At 60.1% G+C, this 20785-nt stretch carries 13 protein-coding genes and 1 tRNA gene; 10 read left to right on the top strand and 4 right to left on the bottom strand.

The annotated features are described in order from the left end of the window. The first annotated feature begins 146 nt into the window (after nt 1-146). Both EXQ56_12730 and EXQ56_12725 read left to right on the top strand, forming a co-directional pair. A complete protein-coding gene (locus EXQ56_12730; GenBank protein MSO21295.1) occupies nt 147-965 on the top strand; it encodes a hypothetical protein in 819 nt (272 codons plus the stop codon). Between the two features lie 60 nt (nt 966-1025). Next, a complete protein-coding gene (locus EXQ56_12725; GenBank protein ID MSO21294.1) occupies nt 1026-2186 on the top strand; it encodes a hypothetical protein in 1161 nt (386 codons plus the stop codon). A 215-nt stretch (nt 2187-2401) separates the two neighbouring features. On the opposite strand, the gene EXQ56_12720 is transcribed toward EXQ56_12725, so the two are convergent. Next, the gene (locus EXQ56_12720) at nt 2402-3166 is read right to left on the bottom strand and encodes an exopolysaccharide biosynthesis protein (protein ID MSO21293.1); all 765 of its coding nucleotides are present in this window, start codon (nt 3164-3166) and stop codon (nt 2402-2404) included. A 274-nt stretch (nt 3167-3440) separates the two neighbouring features. Between EXQ56_12720 and EXQ56_12715 the strand changes: the two genes are divergently transcribed. Continuing rightward, entirely contained in the window at nt 3441-5396 is a 1956-nt protein-coding gene (locus EXQ56_12715) for a GAF domain-containing protein (protein MSO21292.1), read from the top strand. Nucleotides 5397-5531: 135 nt separating this feature from the next. Here EXQ56_12715 and EXQ56_12710 read toward each other — a convergent pair whose 3' ends face one another. Beyond that, nucleotides 5532-6722: a CoA transferase gene (locus tag EXQ56_12710; GenBank protein ID MSO21291.1), complete on the bottom strand. Its 1191-nt coding sequence runs from the start codon at nt 6720-6722 to the stop codon at nt 5532-5534. A 294-nt stretch (nt 6723-7016) separates the two neighbouring features. On the opposite strand from EXQ56_12710, the gene EXQ56_12705 reads away from it, so the two are divergent. From EXQ56_12705 to EXQ56_12675, 7 genes are all read left to right on the top strand, one after another. Beyond that, nucleotides 7017-10304, top strand: a complete 3288-nt coding sequence (locus EXQ56_12705) for a TonB-dependent receptor (protein MSO21290.1) — start codon at nt 7017-7019, stop codon at nt 10302-10304. 319 nt (nt 10305-10623) lie between these two features. Next, nucleotides 10624-10710 (top strand) — tRNA-Leu (locus EXQ56_12700). Between the two features lie 172 nt (nt 10711-10882). Next, entirely contained in the window at nt 10883-12166 is a 1284-nt protein-coding gene (locus EXQ56_12695; protein ID MSO21289.1) for a C4-dicarboxylate ABC transporter, read from the top strand. A gap of 73 nt (nt 12167-12239) precedes the next feature. Then, nucleotides 12240-13757 carry a hypothetical protein gene (locus tag EXQ56_12690; protein ID MSO21288.1) on the top strand — a complete coding sequence of 506 codons (1518 nt, stop codon included), beginning with the start codon at nt 12240-12242 and terminating at the stop codon, nt 13755-13757. A gap of 254 nt (nt 13758-14011) precedes the next feature. Next, nucleotides 14012-16489 (top strand): DUF1592 domain-containing protein, encoded by a 2478-nt coding sequence (locus tag EXQ56_12685; GenBank protein ID MSO21287.1) that lies wholly within the window; start codon nt 14012-14014, stop codon nt 16487-16489. Nucleotides 16490-16505: 16 nt separating this feature from the next. Further along, entirely contained in the window at nt 16506-17840 is a 1335-nt protein-coding gene (locus tag EXQ56_12680; GenBank protein MSO21286.1) for a DUF1552 domain-containing protein, read from the top strand. Nucleotides 17841-17976: 136 nt separating this feature from the next. Continuing rightward, nucleotides 17977-19476, top strand: a complete 1500-nt coding sequence (locus EXQ56_12675; GenBank protein MSO21285.1) for an ankyrin repeat domain-containing protein — start codon at nt 17977-17979, stop codon at nt 19474-19476. A gap of 407 nt (nt 19477-19883) precedes the next feature. Here EXQ56_12675 and EXQ56_12670 read toward each other — a convergent pair whose 3' ends face one another. Then, nucleotides 19884-20120 (bottom strand): ribbon-helix-helix protein, CopG family, encoded by a 237-nt coding sequence (locus tag EXQ56_12670; protein MSO21284.1) that lies wholly within the window; start codon nt 20118-20120, stop codon nt 19884-19886. 3 nt (nt 20121-20123) lie between these two features. Then, nucleotides 20124-20785 (bottom strand): FAD-binding protein (locus EXQ56_12665; protein ID MSO21283.1); only part of this gene is annotated, 662 nt, incomplete at its 5' end.

Genomic DNA, 20785 nt, shown 5'->3' with positions numbered 1-20785 from the left:
GTCTTCCCGCTGGCCACCGCCACTTCAACCTGCCGCAACACCGTTACGATCTGCTCTGGTTTGTACCTCTGCATCGGCATATTCAAATACCTCCCTCATGAGATTCTCTCTCACTTCGGCTGGTATCGAAATCGCCGGGCAGGTCAGTGGGACCGACGCCGAATCCCTACTTCGCGGGGTTTGATAAAAATCGCGACCAGCTCGCCACGCTCGATTACAAGAAGACCTACTCGACGTTCCTGAACTCGTTCCGCGTGGGATTCACGCGCAGTTCCGTCTACGCCGATTCGCTTCCGGTGGTGGACATTGATCCCACGCTGCGCTTCCTGCCCGGCGCGAAGACAGTTGGCAACCTTACTTTCAGCACCAGCACGGCGGGCGCGCCGCTCTCAGATTTCGGCACGGCCACGGGCGCCGAGCGCTTCTTCGTAGTGAATCAGTATGACTATCAGGACCAGGTTTTCTATTATCGCGGGGCGCACTCGATGCAGTTTGGCGCGCAGATTCAGCGCATCCAGCACAACGAGAATTTCCAGAACAGCCTGCGCGGCGCGTTTCAGTTCTCCGACTTCGAGAGCTTCCTGCTGGCCCGTCCCACGCTGTTCCGCGCGCCCGATCCCTCCGGCGGCGGCGATGCGGAGAAGGCCTATCGCATGAATTTTATTTCAGTGTATGCGCAGGATGATTACAAACTGCGTCCCAACTTGACGTTGAATTTGGGGCTGCGCTACGAAGTGATGTCGGTGCCGGTGGAGGCGCGCGGCGACCGCATCGCCAACTTCCAGACGCGCTCCGTGAACGGCGAGCGGGTGGTGAACACGCTGCCCACGCTGGGCAGCCTGTTCTTCAAGCCGCACCATAAATCGTTAGCGCCGCGCGTGGGCTTCGCCTGGGATCAGTCGGGAAACGGCAGCCTGGCGATTCGCGGCGGATTCGGAATTTTCTACGACCAGCTCGAAAATTAGTTCCGATTCTTCACGCCCAACAACACGCCCTACTTCGGCCTGACCGACGTTACCAGCGTGGTGACCAACAATCCCGCCACAACGTTTTATGCGCCGTTTCCGCTGGGGTTCTCCGGCGGCAGCGGAGCGTTGCGCGCGCCGCAGCCGGATGGCATTGATTTCAACATCGACGTGCCCACGCGCCTGCACTGGAACTTCGGCGTGCAGCGGCAGATCACCACCAACACGGTGTTCAACGCCAGCTACGTGGGATCGCACTCCTATCACCTGACGCGCAACTCGGACGCCAACACGCGCCGTCCCGTGATTCTTCCCGACGGGCGGAAACAGTACGTCGGCGGCAATCGCAAGAATGCTGCGTTGGCAGGCAGCCGTATTGTCACCTCGGACGTAGATGCGTTCTATCAGTCGATGCAACTGGATTTCATTCAGCGACTCAGTGGCGGCTTCCGCTCGAAGCTATCGTTTACCTACTCCAAGACCATCGACGACGCCTCGGTGACCATCTCGCAGCACGCGCTGGGCGGCGCGCAGGCCACGCAGGACCCGGATAATGCGCGGGGCGACCGCGGACTTTCCTCCTATGACCTGCGGAGAAATCTGGTGGCCAATTTCAATTACGACATTCCCTCCAGCATGTGGACCGGCCCGGCGGCGAAGCTGCTGGGCGGCTGGCAGGCGGGCATGATCCTGACCATTCAGGACGGCACGCCGTTCACCGCGCTGACCGGATTCGCGCGCTCCGCTGATCAAGCGCGCTCAATCGCCGACCGTCCCGACCTGCCGGCCGGCGCGGACAAAAATCCTGTCGAGGGCGCGACGGCGGGTTGCGGTCCGGTGGGCACGGACGGACTGGCCAGGATTCCAGCGGGCCAGCAACTGGGCGGCAGCGAACGGTATTTTGATCCTTGCGCCTTCACCCTTCAGCCTGCGGGCTTCTACGGTAATTTGGGACGCAACACGCTCATCAACCCGGGCATGGTCAGCCTGGACTTTACGCTGGGCAAGGAGACCAACCTCAGAGAAGGCGTGCGACTGGATTTTCGCGCCGAGTTTTTCAATCTGCTGAACCGCGCCAACTTTGGATTGCCCGATAATAACGTGTTCGATACCGCAGTGGCCGCTCAGGCCGTGGGCATTCCGCGCGGCGCTGCCGGCACCATCGACGACACCACGACCACGTCGCGGCAGATTCAGTTTGGGATGAAGTTGATTTTCTAACGCGACTGGAATCGCACCGGGCAGCCAACCGAGCCGCGACCGAGAGGGAGCGGTCGATGAACGGGCACATCTCCTTTTCGTATGCGATAGTGCTCAAATGGAATCAGGGTTGTGAGCGCTGCGGGCGCAGGATGACTCCGCCGACACCGCTCCTTTCCGGTGAGCGGTTCAGTCTTGACCTGGCAGGCGAACTCCACAGTAACAATAAAAATTGCCTAGCGTAAAAATGAAAACCAACCGCGCTTGCCCATGGGCACTGGCTGTGGCAGCCACGGCATCGGGAGGCCTTCCACGACGGCTCGGGGATTGGAGTTGCTCAAAAGTTCGGCGACTTCGGGACTGATATCGCGTGCGATGGTTTCACGCGCCTCGGAGAGCACGGGTGGCCGCGTGGTGAGGTTGTGCGCGTCGGTGGCAATGAAGTGGACCATATTGTATTTCAGCATGGTCTGCGTGGAGCGCAGCGCGCGCGTGCCGAACTTGCCCGTAACCGACCCGGCGGTAACCTGCACCGCGCAGCCCAGTCCGATCCAGGTGGCAATTAATTCCGGCTGATCGGCGAGGATGGGATTGCGCTCCGGGTGGGTGATGATGGGGACGATGCCGCAGGAGATGAGATCGAAAAATATCTGGTCCGTATGCGGCGGAATGTTCGAATCGGCGAATTCCACCAACAGATACTGTTTGCCATTGATTGAATAGCGAGTATGGTCTCGCTTGGCGTCTTCGATATTTTCAAAGCTCAGGTGAAAATCGCAGCCGAGAAGAATCTCGGGCGTCGCCCCCATGGATGCCTGCAACTGATCCCGCTTATTCCGGTTCACCTGCGCATCAAACTTGTATTGGTAATTGGCGTGCGGCGTGGCCACGATCTGAACGATGCCGTCGCGCGCGGCCATCTCAAACATTTGTCGGGAGACGGCGTCTTCTGTTGCGCCGTCGTCAAGTGCCGGAAGGATGTGGCAGTGGATGTCAACCATGGCTAGACCCTGAGCATATCCGCCCGTCCGGCACACTGTCAATGTGCGGGACGCCGCCAGGTTAATGGAAATACTCGTCGGCAGTATGGCCCAACACCGGCGACTTACCAAGTAGGGCAACGGGGCGATGGCGCAAATCGTTTCTTCCTCTGGCATCGGCTGGCTAATTCTTGTATAGTACCGCCGAGCCCCTAAGGGACGGTTGAGCCGTCGCGCGTAGCGATGATCACGCGACCGCTTGCAGTAGCGCCCTGCGGGGCAGAGTGATCAGCAAATGGTAGAGATGAATCGCAAGGTGCTTTGCCAAAATCTGGATGCCTTGGGGCTGCTGGGGAATCTTGCTGCGCCAGGGCTTGGGCCATGTGAAGTAAAGCGCTGGTCCGGGAGCCTGGCCGGTGGTGAACTGGCCGACTGCGTCATCGTGGCCGATGACCAATCGATTTTCTCTGATCCAGTGAAGGCAGCAGTTGCAGACAATCGCGCCTGCCTGATTTATGTCCTGGGATCGGGCCAGGACGAGCTTCCCGAGAACTCCTCCGGCATCCCCATATTCTTCTATCTGACTGCGCCGCCACAGAGTGCTGCGCTGCAATCCGCGGTGCGCGCGGCCCTAGAGAATCTGGAGCTGGCCCGGCGTCAGGCGCAACTCACGCAGGAACTGGCTGCGGCGCGCTATGAAATCGACGAAATGAACGTCATCGGCATCGCGCTGTCCACCGCGCCGTCGACCGCCGCGCTGCTGGAACTGATTTTGCAAAAGAGCCGCGAGATCACCGATAGCGACGCGGGCACGCTCTATCTGGCGGAGGAAGCCGCGGACGGAACCAAGAATCTGCGCTCCAAAGTGGCGCAAAACTTTAGCTTACAGGTGCCCTTCGCCGAGTTCACCATGCCCATCAACTCGGCCAGCATCGCCGGCTACGTGGCGCAGTCCGGCGAGCCGCTGCATCTGGAGGATGTTTACAACATTCCCGAGTCGCTGCCCTTCCGCTTCAACCCGGACCGCGACCGCAACGTGGGCTATCGCACCAAGTCCATGCTGGTGGTTCCCATGAAGAATCCGCAGGGCGAGATCATCGGCGTCGTGCAGTTGATCAATTGCAAGCGCGACCAGAAAGCTACCATCAATCCGCAGAATGCCGCTGCAATAGTGATTCCCTATCCGGAAAATCGGCAGGCGCTGGTCAGCTCGCTGGCCAGTCAGGCCGCCGTGGCCATTGAGAACAATCGGCTCTATGACAGTATCCAGTCACTGTTCGAGGGGTTTGTCAAAGCGTCGGTTACCGCGATTGAGTCACGCGACCCTACTACGTCGGGTCACTCATTCCGCGTCGCCGATCTCACAGTAGGATTTGCCGAAGCGGTGGACCGCGCGGATACGCCGAATTTCCGCCAGTTCAACTTTTCCCGCTCCGAGATGAAGGAGATTCGCTACGCCTCGTTGCTACACGATTTCGGCAAGGTGGGCGTGCGCGAAGAGGTGCTGGTAAAGGCCGATAAGCTCTATCCCCTGCAGGCCAAGCTGGTCAGTGAGCGCTTCGATTTCGTGCGCAAGGCCGCGCAGCATGAACACTCGGAACGCAGGCTGAATTATCTTCTGGAGAAGGGACGCGAGGAGTATCTGGCGCGGCAGAGTGACTTTACTACGGAGCTGAGTGACAAACTGAAGGAGCTCGACGAATTCTACAAATTTGTCATGCAGTGCAACAAGCCCACGGTGCTCCCGGAGGGTGATTTCCGTAGACTCTCCGAGCTGGCGGCCATGCAGTTTCTGGATTGGGCAGGAACGCCTCGCTCCTTACTGAATGAGGATGAAGTGAGAATGCTCTCTATCCCGAAAGGGAGTCTCGATGACTCGGAGCGCAAGGAGATTGAGTCACACGTGACTCACACGTATAACTTTCTGAGCAAGATTCCATGGACCAAGGAACTGCGCAACATTCCCTTGATCGCGCGCGGTCATCATGAGAAGCTGAATGGCACCGGATATCCGGGAAAATTAAATGAGTCGGAGATTCCCGTGCAGACGCGCATGATGACCATCTCCGACATCTTCGACGCACTCACCGCCTCCGACCGGCCGTATAAGAAAGCGCTGCCCACCGAGAAGGCGCTCGACATCCTCAAGATGGAGGCTGACCACAAGCTGATCGACAATCAGTTGTTCGAACTGTTCGTGGAAGGCCAGATTTACAAGAAAGCGCTGGAGTGGAAGCCGTCGGCTTCCTAGCCCCCCCCCACATACAAGAAGTCGTCATTCCGAGCGCAGCGAGGAATCTGCTTTACCCATCGCCGCGCCGAAACCAAAAGCAGATTCCTCGCTGCGCTCGGAATGACGACGTGATTGGACTTGTGAGTCACTAACTCAAATGACTCCCCGCGAACGCAACGCCGCGATCTCACTTGCGGAGTAACTCAAGTACGATTGCAAAATGCTGTCCGTGTCCGCCCCTAGCGCCGGGGCGGCGTGATGCTGCGGCTGGTCTCCAGAAAATTTAACTGGGCTGCCGACTTCGCGCACTTTGCCGAAATGAGGGTGGTCGACTTCCACGATCATCTCTTGCTCGACCACCGCCGGATCGTCCAGAGCCTCCGCCAGAGTGCGCACGGGCGCGCAGGGGACTTTGCCCTCCAGCAGAGTCAGCCATTCAGCAGTGGTGCGCGCCATGATGACCGGATGCAGCAAGGCCAGCAAGTCGGTTTTATTTTTTGAGCGCGCCGCGAAATCGTGGAAACGCGGATCGCTGGCCCAGTCTTTCTTGTCGAGCGCGGCGCAAAGCAGTTCCCAGAATTTTTCTTTGGCGCAGAAAATAACGATGTGGCCGTCGCGGGTGCGGAAGGTCTGCGCGGGCGTGAGCACGGCGTGGGCGGAGTCGGCCATACGCTCCGGGACGCGGCCGAGATTGAGATACCAGACGGCGTAATAGTTCAGCATGGAGAGCGCCGTGTCGCGCAGGCTGACGTCCACGTCGCAGCCCACGCCGGTGCGCGTGGCGGAATGAATGCCGGCCATCATGCCGAAGGCGGCGGCCAGGCCCGCGGCGAAATCGATTACCGATACGCCACACTTGATAGGCCCATCGTCAGGCCCGCCGGTGAGGCTCATGTAACCTTCGCTGGCCTGCATTAGTGGATCGTAGCCCGGCATGCGCGCCGCCGCTCCGGTGCGCCCGTAGGCGCTGAGCGAGCAGCAGACGATGGCCGGGTTATGCATCTTCAGGGAATCAAAGGTGATGCCGAGTTTGGCGGGCACGTCGCCGCGCAGGTTGTTGAAGACGCCGTGCGAGATGCTCACCAGGCGGTGGAAAATCTCCATTCCTTCGGGAGTCCCCAAGTCCAGTTGCAGGCTGCGCTTGTTGCGGTTGAAGCACTGGAAATAGAGGCTGTCATTCTCAATGGTCGAGGGCGGCACGCCGCGCGAGACGTCGCCGTTGGTGCCGGGGTCTTCAATCTTGATGATCTCCGCGCCCAGGTCGGCCAGCATCAGTGTGCCGTAGGGGCCGGCGCCGAACTGCGATACGGCCAGGATGCGTACGCCTTCAAGTGGTCTGGTCATAATATGGTCACGATTCTCCTGTAAACACAATCCTCCAGTTTACCGCGAATTGCCGGCGCAGACCTGCGTGGCGAGGTTGGTTCATGGGGGGAGGGGGGGACTAAAAAAAAGTCCCGCAAGGCGGGAGTTTGGTGTATAGTTTGGGCCAGTTGGTAGATTAGGCACAACTTACCGTTTGGGTGTCGAGCAATTGGGGGCAGCGGTCGGTGCGTCTGCTTGACCATCAAGCAGGCGATTAATAACGAGGATTGTCAGAACATAGTCAGAACCTAGTCAGCATAAGGGGGTGGGGTGATGAAACGTGGATTGGTGTCTATTTTTGGCGTTATCGCCATGGCAATAGTATTGGTGGCAAATGCCGCCGCGCAGACTTCGACGGCGCGCATGTCCGGCGTGATCACGGACGCCTCGGGCGGCGTGCTGCCCGGCGTGCAAGTGATGGTGCGTAATGTGCAGACCGGCGTCTCGCGCAGCCTCACTACGAATGATCGCGGGCGCTACGTGGCGGCTGAACTGCCGCCTGGATCGTATGAAATAACCGCGACGATGAACGGGTTTGATACGCTGCTGCGCTCCGGCATGACGCTCACCGTGGGAGATGACCCCACGGTCAATTTGACCTTGCAGGTGGGTTCGGTGAGCACGCAGGTAACGGTTACCGGCGAAGCGCCGCTGGTGAACACCACCTCGAGCGGCGTCTCCGGCGTGGTGGAGGAAGCGCGTATCACGAGTTTGCCACTGAACGGGCGCGACTTCAGCCAATTGGCCCTGGGCCAGGCGGGAGCGCTCAACGTCAGGACGGCCGCCGCGGCGACTGCCTCCAAAGGCTTTGGCGCGCGCGTGTCGCTTTCCGGCTCCCGGCCCATGGATACGGGCTGGTCGCTCGACGGCTCCAACATCAACAGCGTGGGTAACTTTGCCACGCCCGGCAGCGCCGCCGGAGTGGTTCTCGGCGTGGACGCTATCCGCGAGTTTCGCGTGGTTACCGGCGGCGGCTACAGCGCCGAGTACGGCGGCTACTCGGGCGGCGTGGTGCAGATGGTTACCAAGTCCGGGACCAACCAGCTTCATGGCTCGGCCTTCGGCCTGCATCGCAATGACAATTTCGACGCCAACTCCTGGGAAGCCAATAAGGGTCGCAGAGAAAAGTCCGAGTTCCGCCGCAACCAGTTCGGCGGGTCTGCGGGTGGACCGATCCGACGTGACAAAGCATTTTTCTTTGCGGCGTATGAAGGGCTCCGGCAGGCTCGCGTTGGGGCGATCGATATCTCGAATGTTCCCGACCTAAACATCCGTCGGGGCATTCTGCCCGATGGTCGCCAGGTGCAGGTCGCGCCCATCATCAGGCCGTACCTCGACATTTGGCCGCAGCCAAACGGCGAGTCGATTGGAAATGGCGTCGCCCGCCGCTATACCCCCTTGGACACGATTACGAATGAGAACTATCTTGTGGCCCGCGCAGACTACCAGCTAAACGACAGCCAGAAACTGTTTAGCCGGTTCGTATATGATGATGGCACCGACGCCAATCCCAGCACGCTGGGCGTTTACACCTCCACCGTTACTTCTCAGCAGCGCTTCACCACACTGCAATATGAGAATATTCTGAGTCCCACGCTGCTGTGGACCTCGAGCTTCGCCTTCAACCGCAACGGGCTGAGTCCGATCATTACTTCCAACATCGACTATCCGAAAAACTTGTTTTTCTTGCATCATCCGTATCCGCCTTCACTCGGCTACGCTGGTGTAGCTTCCTTCAGCGGCGCGGACCAGCCCTCGTTCCGCATCCAGAACAAGTGGGAGCTTTCGCAGGCATTCTCCTATTCCATGGGCAACCACACCCTGAAGTACGGCGGGTCATGGGCCTACAACGGATTCAACAACAATGGCCCGGCCGCCGGCGCCTTCGGAACCTTCTCATGGATTAACGCCGAGCAATTCCTGATTGATGGCGGCATGGAGACGCTGACGGCGGAAGTCGCGGGCGCGGACACGGCCCGGACGGTTCGGCAGCAAGTCTATGGTTTCTACTTCCAGGACGACTGGCGCATGAGCCCCACCTTCTCCTTGAACCTGGGACTGCGCTACGAGCCCTGGACCAGCCCGACGGAAAAGTGGAACCGCGCCTCCACCTACAAGGACTGGGTAACGGCCACCAAGTTTAGTCACATCTCCACCGACGGCATTAACACTTACTTTGACAGCCCGGGAGAAACCACATTTTCCCCGCGCGTGGGTATTGCCTGGGATGTGAACGGCGACGGCAAGACGGCCGTGCGCGCGGGCGGCGGCATCTTCCACCTGATGCTGCTCACCCCTTACCTGAATACCGTAACCCGCAAGAACCCGCCCGATGCCGCGACGCTGATCCAAAACAATCCGGGTGTGGGCCTGGCTGGCGCCGGGGCATACCTCACCTCCAGAACCGCAGCCGCCCTTTCGACCACGTTGAATCCGGACACGTTCAGCGAGGCTATCCAGTTCGATCTGGATCCCATGTACGAGATCAAATTCAATCTCGCCATCGAGCGCCAGATATTGCCGGACCTGTCTGTCGCCGTGGGGTACATAGGAAATCGGGGAACACATCTGACCATGAAGTCGGACTGCAACGCTCGTCCTTCGATTCAAGTGAACGGGCGTCCGTTTGTGCCGACGAATACGGCAGCCAATCCTTGGCCACGCGTGAATCCCAACAATGGCGTGATCACCTGTTCCCACTCGGATGCCAAGTCGTTCTACAACGCCATGACCGTGGAAGTGAAGAAGCGCGTGAGCCACGGCTTCCAGTTCCAGACTGTCTATACCTGGTCCAAGACAGTGGATGACTCGACCACCGGGCTAGGGAACTCGGACTTTGGCGAGGGTCTGGTAACACAGCCCTACAATCACAAGGCGGACCGCGGATTAGCGGCCACGCACATAGGGCAGAACTTGGGGATCAACGGGTTGTGGTCGATCCCCGCGCCGGCTGACACCGGATTGCTTGCGCAAATGTTCGGTGGATGGCAGGTTTCCAGCATCTTCTCCATCTCGTCGGGCGCGGCGGTTGGACCTACTCTGCGCGGAGTCAGCGCTCCGGATGGCAGGCGCAGCGTCAATGAGCAACATCCTGAACTGGTACCCGGACGCACAGCGCAGAGCATGACGACTGGGACCACGGCGGGATGCACTTACGTCAACGGAACCCCCGGCCCATACAACGCCGCAGCCCCCGCAGTCAATTCCATTGCGCCGGGGCAACAACTGGGCACGCCGGACCAGTATTTCGATATCTGCGCCTTCTCTCGGCCCGTGGCGGGCTTCTACGGGAACGCAGGACGCAACATCATCATTGGCCCCGGATTCACCAACATTGATATCAGCTTGTTGAAGAATACGAAGATTGGATTCACGGAAGGCAGCCGGCTGCAATTCCATGCCGACTTCTTTAATCTGTTCAACCACCCCAGCTTCGGGCGCCCGGCCTCCGCGACGCTCCAGAATGCCGGCAATGGCAACCCCTTTACCGGCGGTGGCCAGATCACCAGCACCTCGAGTTCCGCGCGGCAGGTTCAGTTTGGCCTGAAGCTGATCTTCTAGCTTTCGCGCCAGTCAATCTAACCACTATTCAGCCCGGCAATGAAAAGTTGCCGGGCTGATTTTTTCTAAGGCCGTCACAGAGCCACGACCGTAAGGGAGCGGACCCGCTGGCGCCGGCGCAATGCCCTAAAGCCCCGCGCCAGAAAGCACTGTGAGCGTTGCGGCCAGACGACCGACTTCCCACCCGCTACTGACCCGCCCGGTCCGCTTGCTCACGCGCGCGGCTCTGTGCGCCGTTCGCCTCCGTGTGCCGCGCGGCTGGACACCTCTGAATTGACAAGGCTGGCGTGTAGCTGCCAAAATGATGGTTCGGTTACATGCGGATGTGGCGGAACTGGCAGACGCGCTAGATTCAGGTTCTAGTGCCTTAACGGGCGTGGAGGTTCGAGTCCTCTCATCCGCACCAAATTGATTCTCGCTACATTGTGCCACCTATCTCCCAGGTGGCCGTTTTTATCTCTACCGGTTTCAGTGCTGCCATATTTATAATGCGATTTGTCCGAAGGGCGAAGTTCCCGCCGCGTCTGCCGTGCCCGCTGGTTGCATGAGTATTTCATTCCTGCTAAAGTTTGGCGTTCATGAACCTGCCACTTGCTTCCGTGCTCGCCTTCGCCGCCGCGCTGCTGATCAGCGTGGTCTCCAGCGTGAACGTGGGACTCATCTCCATTGCCTTTGCGTTTATTGTTGGCGTCTTTTTGGGCGGCATGAAGGTGGGTGAGATCGCGGCGGGATTCCCGAGCAGTTTACTGCTGACGCTGGTGGGCATCACTTTGCTGTTCAGCCAGGCCCGGGTGAATGGCACGCTGGATGGCATCACGCGGCGCAGCGTAAGGCTCGCGCGCGGGAATCTGGGCATGATCCCGGTGATCTTCTTCCTGCTGGCGGCGGCGCTTTCGGCGATCGGAGCTGGCAATATCGCCACCGTGGCGATTCTCGCTCCCATTGCCATGACCGTCTCCGGTCGCGTGCGCATCAGCGCATTTCTGATGACCATCGTGGTCTGTTGCGGAGCCAACGCCGGCACCTTTTCCCCCTTCGCTCCACCTGGCGTGATCGCTGACGGCATTTTGGAGCGTGTGGGCATCACCGGCCAGGAATGGCCGATGTTTTTGAACAATCTCATCGCACAATCCTTCATCGGCCTCGGCGGATATCTGCTGCTTGGCGGCTACAAGCTTTTTCGGAGTCAAGCCGCTCCCGAAGCCTTCGAGTCCGCGCTGGGTGATCCCGGCAAAGATGGCGAGGGACCGGGCATGGGCAGTGGTCTGCGCTGGCAGCAAGGGCTGACGCTGGCGGTGATCGCCGCGCTGATTGTCGGCGTGTCGTACTTCAAGATCGACCCGGGCATGGGAGCGTTTCTCGGTGCCGCCATCCTGACGCTGGCGCGTGCCGCCAACGAAGAAACCGCGGTCAAGGGTATTCCGTGGAACGTGATCATCATGGTCTGCGGCGTAACCGTTTTGATCTCCATCCTGGAGCGCAAGGGCGGCATGGACTTGTTTACTTCCCTCCTGGCCCGGTTTGCGACGAAAGACTCCGTTACCGGCGTTATCGCCTTTGTCACCGGACTGATCTCGGTGTACAGCAGCTCATCCGGAGTGGTCATGCCGGCGTTTCTGCCCACCATCCCCAGCCTGATCGAGAAACTCGGCGGCGGCGATCCGGTGGCCATCGCCTCGTCCATCAATGTCGGAACTTTCCTGGTGGATGCGTCGCCGCTCTCCACTCTCGGCGCGCTGTGCATCGCCAACGCCGACCCTTCGGAAGACCGCAAAGCGCTCTTCAACAAGCTGCTGGCGTGGGGGCTATCAATGAGCGTGGTCGGTGCAGTGGTCTGCTGGCTCTTCTTCGGGGTGCTTTGACCCGCAGATTGTTTCCTCTGACACACGGCCTTGAGATCAAGAGTTGTCATCTTTTGAAAAGAAGTAAGCCTGCATGAATCTGCCGGAGTTATTTGAGCCATCCCTGCGCCACCGCGCACCTGAAATTGGATTGGAGTTTCAGGGGCGCGAGTTCCGCTTCGACGAGCTGAACCGCCGCAGCAACCGCATTGCCCGCCGTTTGCTGGCCGAAGGACTGGTACCCGGCGACCGCGTCGCGGTCTATCTGAAAAACTGCGTCGAGCTGATCGAAATCTTTCTGGCCACAGTGAAGGCGGGCTTCATTTTCACGCCGATCAATATCTTGTACCGCGAGGGGGAGATCGAGCACATCCTCGCCGACGCCGACCCGCGCGTGATTTTCGCGCATCGCGAGTCCGACGAGATTCTCGCGCCGGTGGTGGCGCGGCGCCCGCAACTGCGCCACTGGCGCGTGGAAGAGTTGAGTGAGTTGCTTGAGAGTGAGGCAAAAGAGGGAAATGATACAAAGGAAATACCGAGTTCGCAGATAACCGGCGACACGGTCGCCGCGCTCGTCTACACGTCTGGCACCACGGGCCGGCCCAAGGGCGCGATGCTGACGCACGGCAACTTCGTCGCCAACGCAAAGAGTCTGATCGCAGCATGGCGCATGACCACCGAAGACAGGCTTCTGCTGCCGCTGCCCCTCTTTCATGTCCATGGACTGGGCAACGGTCTGCATACCTGGCTGGCATTGGGATTCCACACGCGATTGTTGGAACGCTTCGATAAAGAAACTTTCATTGAGCAACTCCTCGATTTTAAGCCGACAGTTTTCTTCGGCGTTCCCACCATGTACGTCCGTCTGCTGGAAACGCCCCCGGAGATCGCGCGTCAGATTGGCCAGTCCCTGCGCTTGTTCGTCTCCGGGTCAGCCCCGCTGCCGGCGGCGATTCTGGAGCAGTTTCGCGGCTTGTTCGGCCATGTAATTCTGGAACGATACGGCATGTCCGAGACGCTCATGAATATCTCCAATCCGTATGATGGCGAGCGACGTCCCGGCTCGGTCGGGCACCCTTTGCCCGGCGTGTCGGCGCGCATCTGCGATCCGGCGAGCGAGCGTCTGATGGGCGACAATGAAGTGGGCGAGGTGCTGGTGAAGGGAGCGAATGTTTTCTCCGGCTATTGGCGCAATCCCGATGCGACGCGCGAGTCATTCACCAGGGAGGGCGCCAAGGACGGCTACTTTCGCACCGGCGACGTGGGCGTTCGCTCATCGGACGGCTATTACACCTTGCAGGGGCGTCTCCGCGAACTAATCATCTCCGGCGGATTCAATATCTATCCACGCGAGGTGGAGGAGTTCGTCATGAAGCTGCCGGGCGTTGCCGCCGCCGCGATGGTGGGCGCCGCCGATCCAGTGAAGGGCGAAGTGCCGGTGATCTTCATTGTTGCTGACCCGCGGTCGCTGCCGGATATGGCGGCCATCGAGGCCGCCTGTCGCAAGGGGTTGGCCTCCTTCAAGGTTCCCAAACGGTTCCTGTTGATTGACGAGCTACCGCGCAACGCGATGGGTAAAGTGCAGAAAAATCTCCTGACTGCCCGCCTTTGATAGTCCAGTTGGCCCGTGCTACGTCGAGCCTTCCACGGATATTGGGTAGTGTCCTAGGGGTGTCCTCTGTGTACCTCTGTGCCCTCTGTGGTTCAGAAGATTTAACCACAGAGGGCACAGAGGTACACAGAGGACACCACCGGATATTAATGGGGCCTTGTGCCTCTTACGGGTGGCTGCTATAGTGGCCCTCAAGAGTGCTATTTCAGGCGGGCCTTTCATCCCGATTTGCAAGGCCCGGGAGCGGTTTCTCGATGACCAGAATTGTATTTTTCGGAATGGTATACTGCGCGCTATTGATGCCCGCTGTTCGCGTAGCCGCGCAGCAGGCCAGCAGCCCAGCGCCAGCAACTACGAATGTCTCCCCCCATCGCGCACTGCTCAATCGCTACTGCGTTACTTGCCACAATGACAAGCTGCGCACGGCGGGGCTGACGCTTGAAAAAGTAAACATTGATAATGTCGCGGCTATCGCGCAGTCCGGCTACCATCCCGCCAACGGCTCCGCATCCGCCGACACGGAACTGTACGAGAAAGTACTGCGGAAACTGCGCGCGGGCGACATGCCGCCGTCGGGCGCGCCGCGTCCGGATCCGGCTACCACCGACGCGTTGCTGCACCATCTGGAGAGTGAGCTGGATCGCGCCGCCGCCGCGAGTCCCAACCCTGGGCGGACCTCCCTGCGTCGTCTGAACCGCACCGAATACTCGAACGCCGTGCGCGATCTGCTGGGTGTGGAGATCGACGCCGCAGCCCTGCTGCCCTCCGATGACTCGCGTTACGGGTTTGACAATAACGGCGATGTGCTCACTTTGTCTCCACTGCTGGCCGAGCGTTATCTTGCCGTGGCGCGACAGGTGCGGCGCCTGGCGCTGGGCACGTCGGAGGCGAAGCCAGCGGTCGAGATATACGATGTGTCGAAATACCTGATGCAGGATGATCGCGTGGATGAGTCGTTGCCGTTTGGCTCGCGCGGCGGCGCAGTGGTTCGCCATAATTTTCCCGCCGATGGCGAGTATGAAGTCAATGTTCGCCTGCAACGCAACTCGCGCGACTACATTCGCGGGCTTGCCGCGCCGCACACGCTGGATCTGCGGCTGGACGGCGTGCGCATCGGACGCTTTGAGGTCGGCGGCGAGCGGCACGGCAAGTCCTCCGGGATTTTTTCGTCAGCCTCGATGGGCGAGCTCGCGCAGGAAGTTTACGAGCGAACCGCTGACGAGGTTCTCAACCTGCGCTTCCCGGCCAAGGTGGGCGCGCATGAAGTGGCCGCCGCGTTTGTAAAGGAAGCCTCCATCGCGGAAGAGCCGGACTATCCCGCGATGACTCTCTACGACTACGCGCAGTACAAGGGCGGCCTGCCCGCCGTGTGGACCGTCTCCGTTGGTGGACCTTACAAAGTGAACGGATTGAGCGAAACGGCCAGCCGCCGCGCGCTGCTGAACTGCCGGCAAGAGGGTCGCCAGCAGCCCGATGCGCGTCAACAAGAGGACGTTTGTGCGCGCTCGATTCTGCAATCGCTGGCCCGCCGCTCCTACCGCCGTCCGGTGCAGGCCGACGAAATCGAGACACTGATGACCTTTTATCGGGAGGGGAAGCAGCGCGCCGGATTTGAAGCGGGAATCGGCAACGCTCTCGAACGAATGCTGGCTGGCCCGGAGTTCCTCTTCCGGATCGAGGCCGATCCTCCGAGCGTGAAAGCGGGTTCGTCCTACCGCGTCAATGACTGGGAGCTGGCTTCGCGCTTGTCATTTTTCCTATGGAGCAGCATTCCCGACGAAGAGTTGCTGGGCCTGGCCGAAGGTGGGAAGCTGCATGAACCAGCAGTCCTGCAGGCGCAGGTAACGCGTATGCTGGCCGATGCCAGAGCCAGTTCGCTGGTCAGCAACTTTGCCGCGCAGTGGCTGTCTCTGCGCACTCTGCGCGGGGTGTCGCCAGACCTGGAACAGTTTCCTTATTTCGATGAGAATCTGCGGCAGGCGTTTCGCCAGGAGACCGAACTGTTCCTGGAGAGCATCCTGCGCGAAGACCACAGCGTGATGGACCTGCTGAGCGCCGATTACACCTTCGTGAATGAGCGTCTGGCGCAACACTACGGAATTCCCGGCATCTACGGCAGCCACTTTCGCAGGGTCGAGTTAAAAGATTCACCACGCGGCGGACTGCTGGGGCAGGGAAGCATCCTGACTGTAACGTCCTACACCACGCGGACCTCCCCGGTCGTGCGCGGGAAATGGATTCTCAATAATTTATTGGGCACGCCGCCGCCTCCCCCTCCGCCGAATGTTCCTGAGCTGCGCGACCGCAATGCCGCGGGCAAGGTTCTTTCCATGCGCCAGCGCATGGAGCAGCATCGCGCCAACCCCGCCTGCGCCGGATGCCACAAGGTGATGGACCCGCTGGGGTTCGCGCTAGAAAAGTTTGACGGCATCGGTCATTGGCGCACCGTTGATTCCAACACGCCGATTGATTCCTCCGGCGCGCTGCCCGATGGCACGCCGTTCGACGGCTTGCCAGGATTGAAGAAAGTGTTGCTGGAGAAGCGCCGCGATCAGTTCGTCGCCACCGTTACCGAGCGCCTGCTGACCTATGCGCTGGGCCGTGGTGTGGAATATTATGACGCGCCGGCCATTCGCGCCATTATGCGCGAGGCCGCCGCACAGGACCATCGAATCTCATCACTGATTGTTTCCATCGTGAACAGTATGCCGTTTCAACAACGCATGAAATGACGAGGGCTGAATCGCCATGATCATCACACGTAAATCAATTCCGCGCCGGACCGTATTGCGTGGCCTGGGTGTCGCCATGGCACTGCCGTTGCTGGATAGCATGGTCCCGGCGTTCGCCTCCGCATCGGCTCCGCTGAAGCGCTTTTCCGTGTTGTTCTCGCCGAACGGCATGAACATGGACAAGTGGACGCCCGCGAATGATGGCGCGGCTTATACGATGAGTCCCACGCTGGAGCCGCTGAAGCCGATGCGCGATCGCTTGCTGGTGGTCAGTGGATTAAACAACAGCATCGGCGATCCCATGCCCGGCGAGGGCGAGTCGGCGCCGCATGAGCGCGCCGGCGCAGTCTACCTGACGGCCGTGCATCCGCAACGCGAGGGCCGCGTGAGTATTTCCGTTGATCAGATCGCGGCGCGCGAACTGGGCAAGAAAACTCAATTGGCCTCGCTGGAGCTTGGAATGCACAGCAATGACGTGCTCGGCCAGTGCGAGAAGGGCTGGAGCTGCGCTTATCTGAACACCATCTCATGGCGCACGCCCACCACGCCGCTGCCCATCGAGTACCGCCCGCGCGCGGTCTTCGAGCGCATGTTTGGCGACAGCGACAGCACCGACGCCGCGGTGCGCCGCGCGAGGATGTCGAGCGACCGCAGTCTGCTTGATTCAGTGACGGAGGCCGCCGCGAAGCTCATGAACCAAGTCGGGCCCAGCGACCGTGCGCGGCTGACGGAATACATGGATGGCATGCGCGACGTCGAGCGGCGCATACAACTTGCCGAAGAGCAATCCGGGCGCGAGCTGCCCACGGTGGAGCGCCCTGCGGGCGTCCCGGCCACTTTCGAGGAACATGCCAAGCTGATGTTCGACCTGCAAATCCTGGCGTTCCAGACAGACCTGACGCGGGTCATCACCTTCATGATGGGCCCCGAGCAGAGCAACCGCGCGTATCCCGAGATCGGCGTGCCGGAGGTTCATCACGGCTTGTCGCATCATCAGTCGGACCCGGCCAAGCTAGACAAGCTCTATGCCATCAACCTCCATCACATGAAGGTGCTCGCGTATTATCTGGATAAGTTGCGCAGCACGCCGGATGGCGATGGCTCGCTGCTGGATCAAACGCTGGTGATGTTTGGCTGCTCGATGTCTGACGGCAACGATCACCTGCTCCAGAATTTGCCCCTCATCCTGGCCGGTGGCCGCGCGGACCAGATCAAGTCAGGGCGGCATCTGCGAGTTCCCGACGCAACGCCGATCTCTAATCTCTATTGGACGCTGCTCGACAAGCTGGGCATCCCGCTGGAAGCCTTCGGCAATAGCGACGGAAAGTTTGGCCTGCTGTCGCTTAGTTAGCATGGTGTCGAAGAGTGATAGGAATTTATTTTTGGTTGTCATCCTGAGCGCAGCGAAGGACCTGCTTTTCGCTATTCCGTAAGGTAAAGCAGATCCTTCGCTGCGCTCAGGATGACAGCAACAGGAAAGAATATTTATGAAATCTTCTTCCAGGATTAGCGGAATCCTCTTGTCGGTCGGCGGCCTGCTGCTCCTCGCCGCGTCCTCGCTGTACGCCGCCAGCGACCTGCAACTATTCGACGCGGTACGCCGTCAAGACATGGACGCGGTGCGCGTCCTGCTCGATCAGAAGCCGGACGTGAATGCCAGGCAGGGCGATGGAGCAACCGCGCTTCACTGGGCCGCGCATCGCGATGACCTGGAAGTGGCAGAGCTGCTGATCGGCGCGGGAGCCGACGTGAATGCCGCGAATGAGTACGGTGTTACAGCCCTCGCACTAGCCTGCACGAATCAGAACGAAGCGCTGGTGGAAAAATTGCTGCTGGCCGGGGCCGATGCTAATCTTGCTCAGTTGAGCGGCGTTACTCCGTTGATGGAATGCTCGCGCACGGGCAGCGGCGCGGCGGTGAAGCTGCTGCTCGATCGAGGTGCCTCGGTTGACGCGCGGGAGTCCAAGAGCGGCCAGACTGCGTTGATGTGGGCTGCCTCTGGAGGGCACTCCACGGCGGTGAAGCACCTGATTGACCACAAGGCGGATGTTCGCCTGCGCTCAAAAGGCGGGTTCACTCCGCTGCTGTTTGCGGCGCGCTCGGGAAATGTGGCCAGCGCGCGGCTGTTGTTTGAAGCCGGAGCGGATGCCAACGACAGCACGGAAGAATATGGCTCCGCGCTGGTGGTGGCCGCTGCCGGCGGCCATGAAGACTTGGGCATATTCCTGCTGGAAAAGGGAGCCAACCCCAACGCCGCGGACCGCAACGGCATTACGGCGCTGCATCAGGCGGCGCGCAACGGGCTGGAGGCTTTCACCGGCGTGCGTTATGATCCATCCTATCGCATCCGTCCGCCGAATATGCCGCTACTGGCGAAAGCGCTGCTGTCGCGCGGCGCGAATCCCAATTTGCAGATCGCCAAGAATGTTTCACGTGGGCCAGACGGCAGTCCATTTCTGATGCGCGGAGCCACGGCATATTTTCTGGCGGCGGCCTCGGGCGACGCTATGCTGATGCGCATCCTGCGCGAGGGTGGCGCCAGCGCGACTCTGACCGCCGAAGCTGGTATCACGCCACTGATGGCGGCGGCGCGCTCGGCCTGCACCGGCTCCTGTGCTTTCCAGGGAGCAAATGAAATTGACGAAGCGGAAGCCAAGGCCGCGCTCGAGGCGGTGATGGCCGCGGTGGAGTCTGGCGCGGACGTGAACACATTGAACGAAGACGGCCAAACGGCATTGCACATGGCCGCTTTCACAGGAGCCGATGGCGTGGTTGAATACCTCGCAAGCAAGGGCGCCAAGGTGGACGTTACCGACAAGCACGGCGAAACGCCTTGGAGCATGGCCGCCGGCATCAGCCCCGTGCTGCGCTACCGCGGCCTCTACGGCAAACACGAAAGCACCGCGACGCTACTCGAAAAGCTCGGCGCAGTCCCCATCACCCGCCAGGGAATGGACGAACACGCCCCGGCCCCGCCGGGGCAGTAATTGGAGCGACATAAACTCCCAAAAGCCACGGCACGATTTTTGTGCCGTGGCTACGTGCTCGAATGCAGAGTTATTTCCCGACAAGCAAATCACCGTAGCCCCCAATAATCGTTCCCATGAGGGCCAGAATCAAACAGACCCATTCAATGATTGCTGCCGCGCAAGATAAGCCCTGCTGTTCCTCTTGTTGAGTAGCACGATCTATGTTCCTAGTATTCTTAATGAAAAGATGTGGGACCATTCTGAATTCGACAACCGCTGTGCCAGATGACACAGGTGATGAATGGTGTCGCGAAGGAAAACAGGAGTAGCACCCATTCCGGCCAATACATCCAGAAGCTGACTTTCGGCTTGCCGACTGTGTCCGTGGAGTAGTTCCTCAATTCGACAGATCTCGCCCTTTGAAATTACCACTCGCTTCGCCATAGAATGCGCCGCGCGGAGTCAGCGACGAATGGATCGCGAACATCGCCTGCCTCCATGCAGGCCCTATTCATGGCCTCGGTCACCTCATCCGGAGCATGTCGCGCCAGATATTCCTTCAGCGCATCACTTATCAGCCGACTGAGCGATTTTCTGGTCCTCCGTGCCAGCCGCTGCACGCTCTCAAGAATGTCATCAGGGATGGTCACAGATGTCTTCATGCGCTAAGTTTTGCTGGGTTCGCTGGCGGCTTCTTTGCCGGAGATGTAGCCTTGGGTGAGGCAGCGGCCCTGGCCGTGCTGGCTGCAGCCGCCGGCGGATTCGCCTCCGCAGTAGAGGCCGGGGATGACCTTGCCGTGCATGTCCATCACCTGGCACTTCATGTTGATGCGCAGGCCGGCGTAGCTGTCATGCACCTCCACCGTGGCCCATGCGGCGTAGAACGGCGCGGTCTGAATTTTGTTCTTCGGGCTGGGATTGTCGAAGTCCGTGTCTTTGCCGGAATCCACCATCGAGTTCCAGCGCGCCACGGTTGCTTCCAGATTTCTGGCGGGCATGTCCACCTTGGTGAATGGATTTTTCTTGATCATACCGGCCAGCTCGGCCAGCGAGTTGGCGGTGAAGAAGTACTTCGGGTCGGTGTTGGGCGGGTTCAAGTCCCACTTTTCGCGCTTCACGGCGTCGGCGTCGAAGATGGCCCAGGTGGGACCGGCGCCGAAGTCCGGCGCTTGCGAGCCTTCATTGGGGCCGAGCGCGGCGTCGATGAAGTTCTCAGGGACGATGGGACGCCGCGTGCCGTTGCGCCAGTCGCCTTGGACGTAACCCTTGATATCGCCGTAGTGCGTGCCGTAAGGCCAGCCATCGGAGTCCTCATTGTAGAATCGCT

The organism is Acidobacteriota bacterium (genome assembly GCA_009691245.1).
GTDB lineage: Bacteria > Acidobacteriota > Terriglobia > 2-12-FULL-54-10 > 2-12-FULL-54-10 > SHUM01.
The sequence above is the reverse complement of the archived record's forward strand: the minus strand, read 5'-3'. Positions and strand labels throughout refer to the sequence as shown.

Coding starts and splice junctions, on each gene's coding strand:
- EXQ56_12720 (MSO21293.1), bottom strand. CDS start 3,166: ATGGTTGACATCCACTGCCACATCCTTCCGGCACTTGACGACGGCGCA.
- EXQ56_12715 (MSO21292.1), top strand. CDS start 3,441: ATGGTAGAGATGAATCGCAAGGTGCTTTGCCAAAATCTGGATGCCTTG.
- EXQ56_12710 (MSO21291.1), bottom strand. CDS start 6,722: ATGACCAGACCACTTGAAGGCGTACGCATCCTGGCCGTATCGCAGTTC.
- EXQ56_12705 (MSO21290.1), top strand. CDS start 7,017: ATGAAACGTGGATTGGTGTCTATTTTTGGCGTTATCGCCATGGCAATA.
- EXQ56_12695 (MSO21289.1), top strand. CDS start 10,883: ATGAACCTGCCACTTGCTTCCGTGCTCGCCTTCGCCGCCGCGCTGCTG.
- EXQ56_12690 (MSO21288.1), top strand. CDS start 12,240: ATGAATCTGCCGGAGTTATTTGAGCCATCCCTGCGCCACCGCGCACCT.
- EXQ56_12685 (MSO21287.1), top strand. CDS start 14,012: ATGACCAGAATTGTATTTTTCGGAATGGTATACTGCGCGCTATTGATG.
- EXQ56_12680 (MSO21286.1), top strand. CDS start 16,506: ATGATCATCACACGTAAATCAATTCCGCGCCGGACCGTATTGCGTGGC.
- EXQ56_12675 (MSO21285.1), top strand. CDS start 17,977: ATGAAATCTTCTTCCAGGATTAGCGGAATCCTCTTGTCGGTCGGCGGC.
- EXQ56_12670 (MSO21284.1), bottom strand. CDS start 20,120: ATGAAGACATCTGTGACCATCCCTGATGACATTCTTGAGAGCGTGCAG.